Here is a 14473-nt window from a genome sequence, read left to right on the forward strand (position 1 = left end):
TCGAATAATAATAAATTTGATGACAGACAGGAGTTAGATGCAATGATAAAAGGTTTTGGCGGCGTATTTTGGAGAACGAAGAATCTTGAAGTTGTGAAAAAATGGTACAGCGAAGTGCTAAAGATTGAAATAGATAATTGGAATGGGACTGTAATAAAACCCCAAGCAGGCAATGAGACGATCTTTTCTTTCTTCACCGAGGATGACAATTATTTTCCAACGGAACAACAAGTGATGCTAAATTTCCAAGTACATAGTCTGGACGAGACGATGAAGCATCTTGCCCATATGGGGGTACCGCTAGCAAAGGACAAAGAAAGCAGTGATTTTGGTTCGTTTATTTGGATTAAAGACCCTGAAGGTCGACTGGTTGAGCTTTGGGAGAAATAAGAAATAAGGAATAAGGAAACTGCGCTCAGCCCGGTTTCCTTTTTTTTGCGCCCAAATGTTATAGGTGTTGTAATATGACAAAAATAATACCTTGACAGTCACGGTAATTTATCTTATCATGCAGATATGGAAGTGACTGGAAGAGCGAGAACAAGATCACATCCGACCTGCAGCGTGGACATACGGATACGCGATACGATGATTTAGGGCTTTCGTCCGAAGCGGACTGTTACGGTTACGAGATTGTTAAGGAGGGAAATGAAATGAGAAAGATGACAACGGGACACAGAAGCAGCGGCTTCTCCGCAGCAGGGCTGCGCAAAATGCGCGACGTGCTGGCACGGCATGTCGAGTCCGGGAAAATTCCTGGGCTCGTCGCCTTGGTCAGCCGGTACGGCGAGACGCACGTCGAAGCGATCGGTACGATGCGCCATGAAGGGGGTGCGCCGATGCGCCGGGACACGATCTTCCGAATGGCGTCCACCTCCAAGCCGGTCTCGGTCGCGCCGGTCATGATCCTGCTCGACGAGTGCAGGCTGCGGCTGGATGATCTGGTACAGACTTGGCTGCCCGAACTCGCCGACAGGCGGGTGCTGAAACGGGCCGACGGTCCGCTGGACGACACCGAGCCGGCGCGGCGGCCGATCACCGTACGGGACCTGTTGACCTCCACGTTCGGGCTCGGTATGGATATGACGTCGCTCGGCACTCCGATCATGGGGGCGATCTTCGAGCAGGGGCTCACGCCCGATCTGCCGGAACCGATGCCCGAGCCGGATGAGTGGATGCGCCGCCTAGGCACCCTTCCGCTGATGCACCAGCCCGGGGAGCGCTGGCAGTACCATATCAGCAGTGATCTGCTGGGCGTGCTTGTCGCCAGGGTCACGGGCCAGTCATTTGAGTCGTTCCTGCACGAACGCATCTTGGAGCCGCTGGGCATGAAGGACACCGGGTTCCACGTGCCCGCCGACAAGATCGACCGGCTGCCGCCGCTCTACGCCCCTAGCCCCCAGACCGGAGAATTCATCGTATGGGACGAAGCCGAGGGGGGACGCCACAGCCAGAGTCCGGCGTTCCAGGGCGGCGGCGGCGGACTTTCCTCCACCGTCGACGACTACAATGCCTACTTCCGGATGCTGCTGAATTACGGGATGCACGGGAATGAACGGATTCTGTCCCGGCCCGCCGTCCAGCTGATGACCACCAACCGCCTTACGCCCGAGCAGCAAGCCGCCCGAACCGCCATGGCCAGCAACAACGTCCATGTGTCATTCGGCCAAGGGCAGCACGGCGGCTGGGGATTCGGGATGGCCGTCCGCACCTACCGTGGCGACTACGCGCCCGTCGGCCAGTTCGGCTGGGACGGCGGAAGCGGCACCACGACCTATGCCGACCCGGTCAACCAGCTCACCGGCATGCTGCTAACCCAGGTCGGAATGTCAACCCCGGATTCCGCGCGGTTGATCCACGACTTCTGGACCACGGTCTATCAGGCCATCGAAGATTGATCCCGAGCTCCGTTTCGCTTCGCCGTTCGTTTCAAGGCCGATGACTGTCATCGGCCTTTTTGGCAGCTTTGCATACACCCTGAATTTATTAAGTTCGCTCGAAATACTGGGAGTGATTACAATTACGGATTTCAGCTAAATTGGAGGATGACAGATGTCACGGAGATCGCGTCTTCGGAGAAGCATTTTATTTTTATTTACAGCTTTATGCTTGAGCGCCCCTCGGGTTTACGCGGAGAGCGACGTTCCTATCATTTCTGTTTATTTAGGGGATGAGAGGCTAACTTTTGAGCAAGAACCTGTCTTAGAAGAGGGAGTAACCTTAGTTCCATTTCGAACGATCTTTGAAAAGCTCGGGTATACGGTGAACTGGAACGCAGCCACTCAAACTATATCGGCAGAGCGCGGCTGCAGCCAAATCAGCTTAGTGATTGGCAGCTCTCTCGCTGCGGCCAACCATATGGCTTTTTATCTGGAACAAGCGCCAATGATTGTGAACGGCAATTCACTCGTACCTCTCAGGTTTGTTGCTGAGGCATCAGGCGCCGCCGTGACTTGGGATCAAGCAACCTATCAAGTGAAGCTATTCATTGACCAAACCGAAACTGCCGAGTTGAAAATCAAACGAGCCGTAGAAAGTTATGCATATTCAAAAAGCGCCCACGATTTCATTGAGGCGATCACAAGAAGTGACGGTACAAAGAACAATGGATATCAAGTGGACACGATGACTTGGGATGAGAAGAGAAAGGAAGCCGTCGTTCAGTACACGCTGGACTTTTGGGTTAGTCATCCCAAACTGTTAAATGACAAAGACGTCAATAGTGAATCTATGGATATCATCGTTAAAATCAAACAAAAATTAATTTCGGACGAGTATGGCCATTGGTACCTCTCACCGAATCTCCGCGATAGGGAATACCTGGTAATCCCAAAGTGAAATAGGATCGAACATATGACTAGTGGAACTCGCCGTTCCGAACCCGTTGTGGAAGTTTTAACTTGGGCGAGATGAGTCACGCAAGGGAAATTGAATCCTCTATTTCCGGCGGAAACGTTATTTTAGCGGGCTAAGCGGAAATACGGTTCGCTATTATACAATTCTACTGCATTTTCAGCCTATCCGGAGGCGAATAAGACACCGTATTTCCGCTTGATCGTCGGAATATGCCCTTTTTGTCCGAATAGGGGATTAGATTTCCCTTTCAACTGAGATCTCCCGCTGCAGCCGGTTACGAGCCCGTTTACTGTGTGTAGATACCTCAGAATAGGCTTGAAACGATGTAAGGGACCTTCGACTTCCCTCTACACCTCCAACAAAAACTAATCTCGGACGAGTATGGCAATTGGTACCTCTCACCGAATCTCCGCCATAGGGGATACCTGGTAATTCCAAAGTGAAATAAGATCGAACATATGACAAGTGGAGCTCGCCATTTCGAACCCGTTGTGGAAGTTTTAGCTAGGGCGAGATGAGTCACGCAAGGGAAATTGAATCCTCTATTTCCGGCGGAAACGGTATTTTAGCGGGCTAAGCGGAAATACGGTTCGCTATTTTACAGTTCTACTGCATTTTCAGCATATCCGGAGGCGAATAAGACACCGTATTTCCGCTTGATCGTCGGAATATGCCCATTTTGTCCGAATAGGGGATTAGATTTCCCTTTCAACTGAGATCTCCCGCTGCAGCGGCTTACGAGCCCGTTTACTGTGTGTAGATACATCAGAATAGGCTTGAAACGATGTATGGGACCTTCGATTTCGGACGAGTATGGCAATTGGTACCTCTCACCGAATCTCCGCGATAGGGGATACCTGGTAATCCCAAAGTGAAATAGGATCGAACATATTACTAGTGGAGCTCGCCATTCCGAACCCGTTGTGGAAGTTTTGGCTAGGGCGAGATGAGTCACGCTAGGGAAATTGAATCCTCTATTTCCGGCGGAAACGGTATTTTAGCGGGCTAAGAGGAAATACGGTTCGTTATTATACAGTTCTACTCCATTTTCAGCCTATCCAGAGGCGAATAAGACACCGTATTTCCGCTTGATCGTCGGAATATGCCCATTCTGTCCGAATAGGGGATTAGATTTCCCTTTCAAACTGAAACCTCCCCGCTGCAGCGGCTTACGAGCCCGTTTACTGTATCTAGATACCTCATGGAACCTTCGACTGCCCTCAGCACGTCCTCCCCTCCTTTAGTTGAATGTGCGGAGGCAGCTAGTTTGAAATGTGTAGATACCTCAGAATAGGCTTGAAACGGTGCATGAGACCTTTCGACTTCCCTCAGCACGTCCTCCCCTCCTTTAGTTGAATGTGCGGGGGCAGCTAGTTTGACATTTGTAGATACATCAGGATAGGCGTGAAACGATGTATGAGACCTTCGATTTCGGACGAGTATGGCACTTGGTACCTCTCGAACATATGACAAGTGGAACTCGCCATTCCGAACCCGTTTGTGAGATGATAGTATACATAAAGGATTGGTAACCATCATTAGGAGGAAATCGTATGCCGAAAATTTTGATGTGTTTTCCCGGAGGAAGGCACAAAGCGCTGACGTTGAGCTACGATGACGGCCGAATCGCGGATCGGCGGTTAGTAGACCTTTTTAACCGTTATGGACTCAAGGGGACTTTCCATATCAATTCCGGGCTATTCGGAACGCCGGACCGATTAGGTGCCGATGAGATCCAATCGCTCTATGCAGGTCATGAAGTGTCGGCGCATACGCTGTCGCATCCGACGATCGCTCGCTGTCCGAATGAGCAGATCATACAGGAGATCGTAGAAGACAGACGGATTCTGGAGCGAATTGTCGGCTATACGGTAAGAGGGATGTCGTATCCGAACGGCTCTTATAACCGTAGGATCAAAGAGATGCTGCCTGGACTAGGCATTGAGTATGCAAGAGTCGTTGCCACTACAAAGCAGTTCGGCATGCCGGACGACTTCCTGGAATGGCAGCCGACATGCCATCATAACCATGATCTGATGAAGGTCGCAGAATCATTCGCCGGCTTGCAGAAAAAGCAATATTTGTACCTGATGTATGTATGGGGACACAGCTATGAATTCGATAACGATAATAACTGGGAGCTTATGGAGGAGTTTGGCGCTTACATAGGAGGCAACCCGGATATCTGGTACTGTACGAATATGGAGCTTGTTGATTATGTCAAAGCTTTCGAAGGGCTGAAGTTTGCAGCGGGCTTGGACTTCGTCTACAATCCTACAGCGCTAAGCGTATGGCTTAGTGTGGATGGAGAGATCGTCCAAGTGAAAAGCGGGGAGCAGATTCAGCTCGGATGAATCTGGTTTAAGCAGGAGGAAGAGACGGGTTGGTGAACCCGTCTTTTTCACTGCCCTTGGCAATCTTGACAGATTCATTGAGGGTATCGGACAATAAACGCAGGTCAATGCTATGATGACTTATCGTAAGAGGGAGAAATCGATATGTACAAAGTGATGATCGTGGATGACGAGACATGGATTCGCAAAGATCTGAAAGCGCAAATCGAATGGGAGAGGCTCCGGCTCGTCCCGGATTCGGAGGCGTCTGACGGCTTAGAAGCGCTTCAGATCGCGAAGGACCGGATGCCGGACATTCTCATCACGGACGTCAGGATGCCCGAGATGAGCGGATTGATGCTGGCCGAGAGCATGCATCCGGCGCTCGCTCCGGCGATGTCGGGCAGCAGCCTGCGGAGCTACCCGTTCGCCAAGAGGCCGCTTACCCGGATCAGGCAGTTCAACCTGGCGCGGGGCGTGTCTGACTTTGATGTGAACTGAAGCATAGACATAAAACAGAGGCAGTCTAGGACTATATTTTCCGGTCCAAGGCTGCCTCTATTTACATTATTTTTATTTAAAATCGCCCAGCAAATAATTGTAGAAGGGTTCGTCCACCCAGAACTTATAGGAGTCGACGTTCAAGCCGGCGTTGATTTTCTTGAGGCCCGTAACAACTTCCTCAGATTTATCGCTAAGGGAGAAGGACTGTGCATAATAATGGCCTTTCGTGACTTTATTGTTAGCAATCACTTTATAGTCTTTCACATCGGTCAAGGAATAGTAGAGCGGCTGCCACCAAGATGAATATAGGAGTCCTGTCTGATCATCGCTGTTCTTTTTGGCATATTGGAAAATGATCTGTTGGAACTTGTTCTTTTGCTCCGCATTATCAAATTCGAATTCAATGTCGTATTCCTTGGCATAGGCTATGAAATTGCCGTTCTCGATTTGGACGACTTGATAATCATCGGATTGTGTCGGCTCGCCCCATTCTTTCAAATAGATGAATGCTGACGTTTTGGGCTCCAGCTGTACTTTGGCCTGGATGTTCTCGCTGCGCAGCAATCCGATTAACTGAATCGCGTGCGTAATGTCAGAATGTCCGTAGGTGAGTGAAAGCTTCGGCTCAAAGTTTGCATCGAAACGAGAATCCTTCAAGTTATAGCCGGTAACAAGATTCTTCTTCAAAGCTTCATCGAAGACAGACCGCAGCTCGGTTGATGAAATTAGATCCTCCGTATGCCAGGCATCGTTTATTTTACGGAAAATATCATCATCGGAAGTCGTTCCAAGATAATGCTTGTATTGTCCCTTGAACGTAAGAATCTTACCAAGCAGTTCGTTTGCGAAGCTTTCGCTAGCCGCCGCATCAGCTTCAAAGCCGGAAGAGACAAGACCGGTATCAATTGCGGCAGCCAGCTCTTGTGCGGCTTGCAGCGTTAGCTGATTGTTTTGTTCGTAGTCGATATGTACTTTAGCCAGAGCCTCTTTGATTTTATCCTTGGGATAAGTATAAGCAAGTTCCTTCAAGCCGGAGGCTTTTAAGGCGATGAAGGTCGCCTGCAGTTGGGTAAGCGGCAGATCCCCCTGGAGCTTGCCTGCGGATAAAATCCCTTTCTCGTGCAAAGCAAGCGCTGCTTCGTAATAAGGACTTTCCTTTGGCACGTCTGTGAATACAGGGGTTTGATCCTTCGCTTTCGCTTCCGCTTTTAAGATGCGATTCACTGCGATAATGAAATCACCTTTGGACAAGGCGTTGGACAAGGTGATGGCATACTGGTCATTCAAAAACTGCTTGTAAGAGACGGCCGAATCGCTCGCTGCCACCGCACTGCTTATTGGGTTTACTGCGGATAAGAGGACAGCTGTTAGAATGGCGATCTGCAAGGGCTTGCGGGATTTCAATGATTTCAATGATTTCATAAGAACGAAACACCTCCGTGTGCCAATTCATATAGGAATAGTATGTTTTATTGAAATATATCAGTTAAGCGTATAGTCGTCAATAAATTAATGTTGGATCGAGTCAAGGTGTGATTTTTTTATCGTGCAATATGACTTTTTGCATCATAGCGGACAAATGAATCAAGCCCAAATAGCGGATAAACGGTGCTTTCAACGCCAATTTGGATATTCAAATGCGCAAAAATGGTATGCTATGCTCCTCGTGTAAGACAAACCAATGGCATGGGAGGCTTTTTTCGATGAAATAAAAACTGGGGACGATATATCGGCGAAACGTATTCACACGCAATGAGACAGGCATTAAAGGGTAGTTTTTGAACAATATGAAAGGACGTGACCCCGTTTGAAGAAGATGAAAGAATTAACCCTCTTATTGTCTATTATGTTAATCGTCAGCATGTTTAGTTCTGTAGCTGCAGATGCGGCGGCACCGCAGGGCATTAGCCATTCTAACATGATGCCTGTCGACAAAATTGCTAATCATGGTTCCACGATGGTAGAACTGCCGGATGGCACGCTTTTCTCTGTCTGGTTTAACGGAAACGGAGAAAGAGATGGGAATTTGACCAAACTGATCGGTTCCCGTTCGAAAGATGGCGGGACAACTTGGACAGAACCATTTGTAGTTTATGATACATGGGATTTCCCGGATAACAATCCGGTTCTTTTCGTCGATAGCCAACAGCGGCTATGGTTGTTCTACGGCGTCATCTACAATGGCCAGTGGGTATCTACGCAAACAAAATTTATGTATGCCGACATGGGCAACTATGAGTACGCCGCCCGCAATGGCGGTAATGCGAAGTGGCACTATCCGCAGCCCTTATACACCAATGTAGGTGAGGGCATGTTTGGCGAAGGCAAATACGTGAATGGCCAGTGGACCTATGGCATCAAGGGCGCTGAAATTAAGTTTGTTAATCCCAATTCCGTGACTGCCGCAACGTATCTGGACCCGTCACAATATGTCCCGGTAACGACGCGGTTTGGCGGCGCTACTCGTTATATTACAGACTCTTTTGTTGTTCAGATGAGAAATAAATATGAGGCGTACGTTGCGTATTTGAAATCCGCCAAGCCTTACGACGATGTCTATGCGGGGAGAACAGATGAAATCATCACCATGCTGACCACGGGAGTCTCCGTTAAAGAGCCTTCAATTATGAAAAATTCGATTGAGCGTTCTTCCGGTGCAGACAACGATGTGAATACATGGGGACCTATTTACCGCAGATTGGGCTGGCAAACGAAAAATAAACCGATTGAAGTCACACTTGCAGATGGCGTAACCAAACGATTGATTTTGCCGTTATATTCAGACTCATTGGCAAACTCCGTTTGCGCCTATACCGACGATCACGGCATCACCTGGAAATTCAGCGATCCTATTGTCGGATCCGGTACGATTCAAGGGTCGCTGCTTCAAAAGCAGGACGGCACGATTCGCGGTTATTTCCGAAGCGGTAAGCTAGACGGCCGCAATGGGCGCATGGCTTGGCACACGACATACTCGGAATCTGCCGATTACGGAGCTACGTGGAGTGTTCCGAAAGTCGATCCTTATTTGAAAAACGATGGCGGATTTGAACTTTCCAAGCTTCCGAATGGCGACTGGTTGTTAGCCTCCAATCAAGAAACCTCACGCAGCGCAGTTAAGCCTAAACAAGACGGAAATAGAAATTCTTTCAGTTTATTGCTTTCTTCCGATGAAGGATTGACTTGGAAGCCAATCATGGTGAAGGATGGCATGAATAATGGCGAGAGCTATGAATATCCGTCGGTTGTCGTTGACCGGGCCGGGAACGCTTTGATGAACTATACATACAAAATGCCTGCATCCGGCGGTGAGGACAGAACGATTGGCTTCTCCAAAATCGCCAGCAGCGAGATTGGGATGCTGTTCGATTCTGTGCTGACTGCAACTTACGGCGCTGGAAGTTCACTGTCTATGGATAGTGTTACCATGTTGCCGTCAATGGAACTGAAAGTAGGAGACACTTCTCAGCTGACCTACAATCTAACGGTAGGCGGACAATCGTCTTATGCGGCGGTCGATACGCTAACCTTGACTTCAGACATGCCTGCTGTAGCTGTGACGAACCCCGCGACCGGGATTGTCCAAGCCATGGCGCCGGGAACTGCAATGATTACCGCAGTAAGCAACCGGTATGGAACTATTTGCAAATTCATCGTTAAGGTCACCCAATGAAAGGAGTCATGCAGATGAACAGGAAATTCAAGTTACTAACTTCACTGTCTGTTTGTATAGCGATCTCTGCAACCAGTATAGTTCCAGCCTTTGCTGCTGCGGGAACATTCAACTTATCCGATCGAGCTGTAAGTATTTTCAATCCCATCAAGGATAACGGCGCTACAGGCGACCACGTACACGGCAGCAGCATTGCTGAATTGCCAAGCGGAGAATTGCTGTGCGTCTGGTTTCAGGGGAATGGCGAACGGGATGCGACGACAACACGGATTATGGGAGCACGTTCCACGGATGGCGGAAAAACGTGGATGAAGCCGTTCACCGTAACCGACGCGCAAGATATTGCGGATATTAATCCTGTCGTTTATGTGGATTCCGGGGACCGGCTCTGGTTTTTCTGGTACCCCGTATTGGCGGGCAGATGGCAAACTTCGCAGCCTCGATATGCTTATGCCGAGAAGGGCAGCTATGAGCTTGAAGAGGTTGGCAACAAAGCGCCGAATTGGACATTTTCTGAGAATGTTGGCATTAAGCTTGGTAAAAATATAGGCGGCGTCGTCAATCCGAACAGTGCGGATGATCATATAAGTCTGTCGCTCGATGACAGAGCCGGAGCAGCATCCAGACCGTCTTGGGCCACAGCACCGGTTGTAGCGCGCCAAGAGTTGGCCAAAGGCTTCGTGAATACGGTGAAAGCCAAGCTTGATGAGCAAAAGGAGTATTTGTTCAAACCGGTTGCAGATGGCGGAGCAGGTATGAGCCGTCGAGTAAATGGAGCCGAATTTGACGGTTTAGTCACACAGACGATGCAATTGATCGGCGGCGACCCAACGAAATATCTGTATGCGCCGACAGTAGCGGACACCATGACGGAGCCTCGTTCAGGTTATCCGTACGCCCGCCGACTCGGTTGGCAAACCAAGGATAAGCCGTTCGCGGTAGATTTAGGCAACGGCAAAGTTCGTTTGCTGCTGCCCCTGTATTCAGACATGCTGGAAATGAGCATAATGGCTTTCACGGAGTACGATCCATCCCAACCTCTTGCGGATAACTCGATTCGCTGGGAGATGAGCGAGCCGATCGTAGGTATCGCCAATATCCAGGCCACGATGGCTCAAAGAACAGACGGCACGATTGTGGCTTATATGCGTGACAACGGTCCAAGACCTTATCGTGTCGTGGCTTCCGAGTCCAAAGACAAAGGCTTGACATGGTCAACGGTCAAGGATGTTCCTGAACTGCAGGATCCGGGTGTAGGGCACGACCTGCTGCAGCTGAAGAGCGGCAATTGGGCCTTCGTTCACGTAGATACGGAATCGAACCGGAACACGTTGGCCGTCGCCCTCTCGGACGATGAAGGGAAAACGTGGACATACCGAAGGCATCTTGCCCTGGATACTAGAAGCAGTACGGGAAGCTACCATTATCCGGCGATCACGCAAGGAGATAACGGGGATATCCTGATCAGCTTCAGCCGGTTCTTCTCTCCGCTTGATAAGGACTCTGCCAATCAATCCTTAGGCAGCTTTAAAAATATTACCTTCGCCCGAATTACCGAGGATTGGATTAAGCAGGGCGATGATGTAAACGTTATCAGGGAATATGAAAGCATCGATCGCGAAATTGCGGTTCCTGCATCTTTCAACATCCAGACGGCATCCGATCACGCGATTAAAGCCCTGTTCCCATCTACAATTAAAGCTTATACCTCCTATAAGCCGGGGGCAGCGAATGCTGATCTTCCTTCCGTGGATTTGCCGGTGAATTGGGATGTTGCCGCTATTAAAGCGAATTATAAACTTAATTCTCTCATTAGCAACTTTACCGGCGTCGTGGATGAAACCAAGCTTCCGCAGGGTGTAACAAGCGATATGCTGCCGTTCTTCAAAGCACCGTTGAGCGTATATCTCTATCAGGATCCCAACGCGGTTGCGGCTCAAAGCATAGCGTTAAATCTGACCCAGCTTGCTCTGTTCAAGGGACAATCTGAAGCGCTGATTGCGACGGTATCCCCAAGCGATACAACGAATAAGACGGTCCTATGGAGTTCAAGCGACCCCAATATTGCTACTGTAGACCCGGATGGTATTGTTACGGCCGTTCATAAAGGCACTGCTGTCATCACAGCGCAAACACTTGACGGCAGCTTTACCAAGACAGCGAATGTAGAGGTCAGAATTCCTGCTGCAAGCGTTATTGTCACACCGGCTGAGATGACGCTGCAAAGAGGTCAGTCCAGCACGTTGGCTGCAGCAATTGCGCCGGAAGATTCCAATATTCAATCCATCCATTGGAGCTCAAGCGATGAGAATGTGGCTTCGGTGAGCGAGAAGGGCGAGGTTACAGCCAAAAGTGTCGGTACCGCCATCATGACGGCAAAAGTGATTGACGGAAGCAACATAGCCTCCGGAACGGCAATCGTCAAAGTGCTGGGAAGCAGCGGCGGCAGCAACGGTGGAGGTGGAGGCAGCAGCAGCGGCAGTTCAACAACGCCACCCGTAGTGCCGCCTGTAACTCAGCAACCTCCTGTCGATCCACCGACGAAGCAGCCTGACACAACTCCAAAGCCTGTATTTACAGATGTAAAGGATAACTATTTATGGGCTCAAGAAGCCATCGAAGCGTTGGCAAGCAAAGGCATCGTCAACGGAACCTCGGAGCAGTCCTTCTCACCTGAGAAAAATATAGCAAGGGCTGATATTTTATTGATGGTTGTAAGAGCTTTAGGACTGAAAGCGGAATTCGGCAGCAACTTCGATGATGTGAATCAAGACGATTATTATTATGAAGCTCTGGGAATAGCGAAAGCTCTAGGAATTACAGAAGGGGTTGGCGGTAACAAGTTTAACCCGCTTGAGGAAATTAGCAGACAGGATTTGATGGTGCTTATTTCCAGAGCTCTTGAAAAGGCAGGAAAGTTATCGCTGCAAGGTAACCGTGACGATTTAAAGGCCTTTAAGGATGCATCTGGCATCGCAGAGTATGCCCAAGAAAGCGTCGCTGCCCTTGTGAAAGCGGGAATCGTCGAGGGGAGTGACAACAGGATTCATCCGGAAGGCAAAGCAACAAGAGCAGAAGTGGCGACCATCGTTTACAGGGTTTTGAAATGGCTGAAATAATATGACTTACATGTCAGGGGCTATTCAGGGAACTATGGTTTGCTATTTCCTTGAATAGCCGCAATTTACGTTTTTCTTCAAATAGTGAACTTCAGTTCCGCTATCGGCACGATTGCTAGTAGACCGTCGGGAGGAACCGTTTCCTGGCGGTTTTTTCTAAGAACCGACGAAGCAGCCTGCCTTCGATACCGTGCATGATGGCTATTTGCATCATGGCGGAGAAATGAATCATTGCTCCATAAGTGGAAAAACGGCACGTTAAACGCCTATTTGGACGTTCATATGTGCGAAAATGGTGTGCTATGATCCTCGTGTAAGGCAATCCAATTATATGGGAGGATTCATTCGATGAAATCAAAAAAGGGGATTATGGCAGTAACGGGTACAATGCTGCTGCTATCAAGTGTGCTTAGCGGCTGCGGAAGCAGTTCAACGACTTCAACGGACAATTCTTCGACTCCGGCAGCTGCGGCCGGTGCGGCAAGCCCAGCAGGATCCGCCCAACAACCGCTATCGTTGACTTGGATGAGGTACGAACATCCTTCGCAAGCTATTGTGGCGAATTCCAAAGCCGTTCAAGAAATTGCCAAGCGTAAAAATGTAAAACTGAATCTCCAAAGTGTCCCTCAAAGCAACTACGATGATAAAAAGAAAACGTTGATCGCAACGAACACCTTGCCGGATGTGATGCTGGTCAAACAGGACGATATTCAGAACTTCGCCGATACGGGAACCTTCCTTGATTTGACGCCTTATTTGGACAAAATGCCCAATCTGAAGAAAGTCATCTCCCAGCAGCCGGAGATCAATAAAAACAAAATTGACGGGAAGCTCTATGGATTCCCTCTTGTAGCCAATTGGCAGGGCGTAGGCGGCCAGCTATCGATGATCCGTACGGATGTGCTTGACAAGTTAGGTTTGAAGAAGCCGACAACGTATGATGAATTATACCAAGTGATGAAGAAAATGAAAGAAGCGAATCCGGATTCCTATCCGTTCACTGCCCGTGCGGCCAATGGACTGACAGGCACAGAGAATTTGATCAATCCCATTTCATTCGCATTTGGAAGCGGATACACAACGTTCAATGGTACGAAGGTTTACTATGAGCCGAAAGAAAAAAAATACAAATTCGGGCCGCTGATGCCAGAATTTAAAGAAGCAATTACATGGTTGAATAAATTGTACAAGGAAAAGCTGCTGGATCCGGATTATGCGACGGCGACTTCGCAAATTTGGCAAGAAAAGCTCAACTCGGGCAAGTCGTTCTATTTCCAAGATAATAATGGTTTCGCCAGCACGTTTAACATTAATCTGCAGAAGAAGGATCCGAACGCTAAGTTCGATATGTTGGATACCATGACAACGCCGAGCGGCACAAAGCGTAACCTGATCTACGCACTTGGCCATTTGTCGGAATCGTATGTGATTAATGCCAAAGTCAAGAATCCGGAGCAAGTCGTACAATTCATGGATTGGTTCTATTCCCAAGAGGGAATCGAGGTGACCAACTTCGGGATCAAAGGGGAGGACTTCACAGGCGAAAACGGCGATTACAAATTGACTGACGCTGTCGTGAATAAGTATAAGGACAGACAGCCGAGCGCGTTCTATGCGCTGCAATCAGAGTATGGCACAGGCTACCTCGGACTTGCTCTGAATAACGACGATCATGCGGGATTACCGTTCAACACCAAGGAATGGGTGGAATGGAATACGAAAGCCTCCAAAGGTTTGGCTGCCGGCGAAAATGTTCAATTCGTTAACGACCCGCCATTTACAAAGGAAGAGCGTGAGAAGCTGAAACAAATCCGTACCCAGCTTGACGCTTACCTGGCTCAAAACATGGATAAATTCATCGTGACAGACGGTGCGCTCAATGATTGGGATAACTTCGTCAAACAACTCAAAGCTAAAGGTGCCGAGGATATCGTCAAAATCTATAACGATGCTTTGGCCCGTGTGAAATAAGGCTCAATGTTCAGTCT

The 14473-nt window shown here is 49.0% G+C and carries 9 protein-coding genes; 8 read left to right on the forward strand and 1 reads right to left on the reverse strand.

The genetic code is table 11. The features are described from left to right. Positions 1-42 precede the first annotated feature (42 nt). The 5 genes from J2X61_RS13305 (at position 43) to J2X61_RS13325 (ending at position 5690) form a co-directional block, all read left to right on the forward strand. Positions 43-390: a VOC family protein gene (locus J2X61_RS13305; protein ID WP_274470230.1), complete on the forward strand. Its 348-nt coding sequence runs from the start codon at positions 43-45 to the stop codon at positions 388-390. Positions 391-662: 272 nt separating this feature from the next. Next, entirely contained in the window at positions 663-1898 is a 1236-nt protein-coding gene (locus tag J2X61_RS13310) for a serine hydrolase domain-containing protein (RefSeq protein ID WP_396135444.1), read from the forward strand. A gap of 154 nt (positions 1899-2052) precedes the next feature. Next, positions 2053-2838: a copper amine oxidase N-terminal domain-containing protein gene (locus J2X61_RS13315; protein WP_310188273.1), complete on the forward strand. Its 786-nt coding sequence runs from the start codon at positions 2053-2055 to the stop codon at positions 2836-2838. Between the two features lie 1571 nt (positions 2839-4409). Beyond that, positions 4410-5210: a polysaccharide deacetylase family protein gene (locus tag J2X61_RS13320; RefSeq protein WP_310188274.1), complete on the forward strand. Its 801-nt coding sequence runs from the start codon at positions 4410-4412 to the stop codon at positions 5208-5210. A gap of 144 nt (positions 5211-5354) precedes the next feature. After that, positions 5355-5690 carry a response regulator gene (locus J2X61_RS13325; protein ID WP_310188276.1) on the forward strand — a complete coding sequence of 112 codons (336 nt, stop codon included), beginning with the start codon at positions 5355-5357 and terminating at the stop codon, positions 5688-5690. A gap of 72 nt (positions 5691-5762) precedes the next feature. On the opposite strand, the gene J2X61_RS13330 is transcribed toward J2X61_RS13325, so the two are convergent. Beyond that, positions 5763-7115, reverse strand: a complete 1353-nt coding sequence (locus tag J2X61_RS13330) for an S-layer homology domain-containing protein (RefSeq protein WP_274470218.1) — start codon at positions 7113-7115, stop codon at positions 5763-5765. Between the two features lie 424 nt (positions 7116-7539). On the opposite strand from J2X61_RS13330, the gene J2X61_RS13335 reads away from it, so the two are divergent. The 3 genes from J2X61_RS13335 (at position 7540) to J2X61_RS13345 (ending at position 14456) form a co-directional block, all read left to right on the forward strand. After that, the gene (locus J2X61_RS13335) at positions 7540-9366 is read left to right on the forward strand and encodes an exo-alpha-sialidase (RefSeq protein WP_310188349.1); all 1827 of its coding nucleotides are present in this window, start codon (positions 7540-7542) and stop codon (positions 9364-9366) included. A gap of 14 nt (positions 9367-9380) precedes the next feature. Next, complete coding sequence (locus J2X61_RS13340) at positions 9381-12485, forward strand: exo-alpha-sialidase (RefSeq protein WP_310188277.1); 3105 nt, start codon at positions 9381-9383, stop codon at positions 12483-12485. A gap of 348 nt (positions 12486-12833) precedes the next feature. Continuing rightward, positions 12834-14456 carry an extracellular solute-binding protein gene (locus tag J2X61_RS13345; RefSeq protein WP_274470216.1) on the forward strand — a complete coding sequence of 541 codons (1623 nt, stop codon included), beginning with the start codon at positions 12834-12836 and terminating at the stop codon, positions 14454-14456. Positions 14457-14473 lie beyond the last annotated feature (17 nt).

The organism is Bacillus sp. 3255 (genome assembly GCF_031456485.1).
Classification (GTDB): domain Bacteria; phylum Bacillota; class Bacilli; order Paenibacillales; family NBRC-103111; genus Paenibacillus_E.

What these genes read in the sequence shown, in the direction of transcription:
- J2X61_RS13305 (WP_274470230.1), top strand. Translation starts at nt 43, where the DNA reads ATGATAAAAGGTTTTGGCGGCGTATTTTGGAGAACGAAGAATCTTGAA.
- J2X61_RS13310 (WP_396135444.1), top strand. Translation starts at nt 663, where the DNA reads ATGACAACGGGACACAGAAGCAGCGGCTTCTCCGCAGCAGGGCTGCGC.
- J2X61_RS13315 (WP_310188273.1), top strand. Translation starts at nt 2,053, where the DNA reads ATGTCACGGAGATCGCGTCTTCGGAGAAGCATTTTATTTTTATTTACA.
- J2X61_RS13320 (WP_310188274.1), top strand. Translation starts at nt 4,410, where the DNA reads ATGCCGAAAATTTTGATGTGTTTTCCCGGAGGAAGGCACAAAGCGCTG.
- J2X61_RS13325 (WP_310188276.1), top strand. Translation starts at nt 5,355, where the DNA reads ATGTACAAAGTGATGATCGTGGATGACGAGACATGGATTCGCAAAGAT.
- J2X61_RS13330 (WP_274470218.1), bottom strand. Translation starts at nt 7,115, where the DNA reads ATGAAATCATTGAAATCATTGAAATCCCGCAAGCCCTTGCAGATCGCC.
- J2X61_RS13335 (WP_310188349.1), top strand. Translation starts at nt 7,540, where the DNA reads ATGTTAATCGTCAGCATGTTTAGTTCTGTAGCTGCAGATGCGGCGGCA.
- J2X61_RS13340 (WP_310188277.1), top strand. Translation starts at nt 9,381, where the DNA reads ATGAACAGGAAATTCAAGTTACTAACTTCACTGTCTGTTTGTATAGCG.
- J2X61_RS13345 (WP_274470216.1), top strand. Translation starts at nt 12,834, where the DNA reads ATGAAATCAAAAAAGGGGATTATGGCAGTAACGGGTACAATGCTGCTG.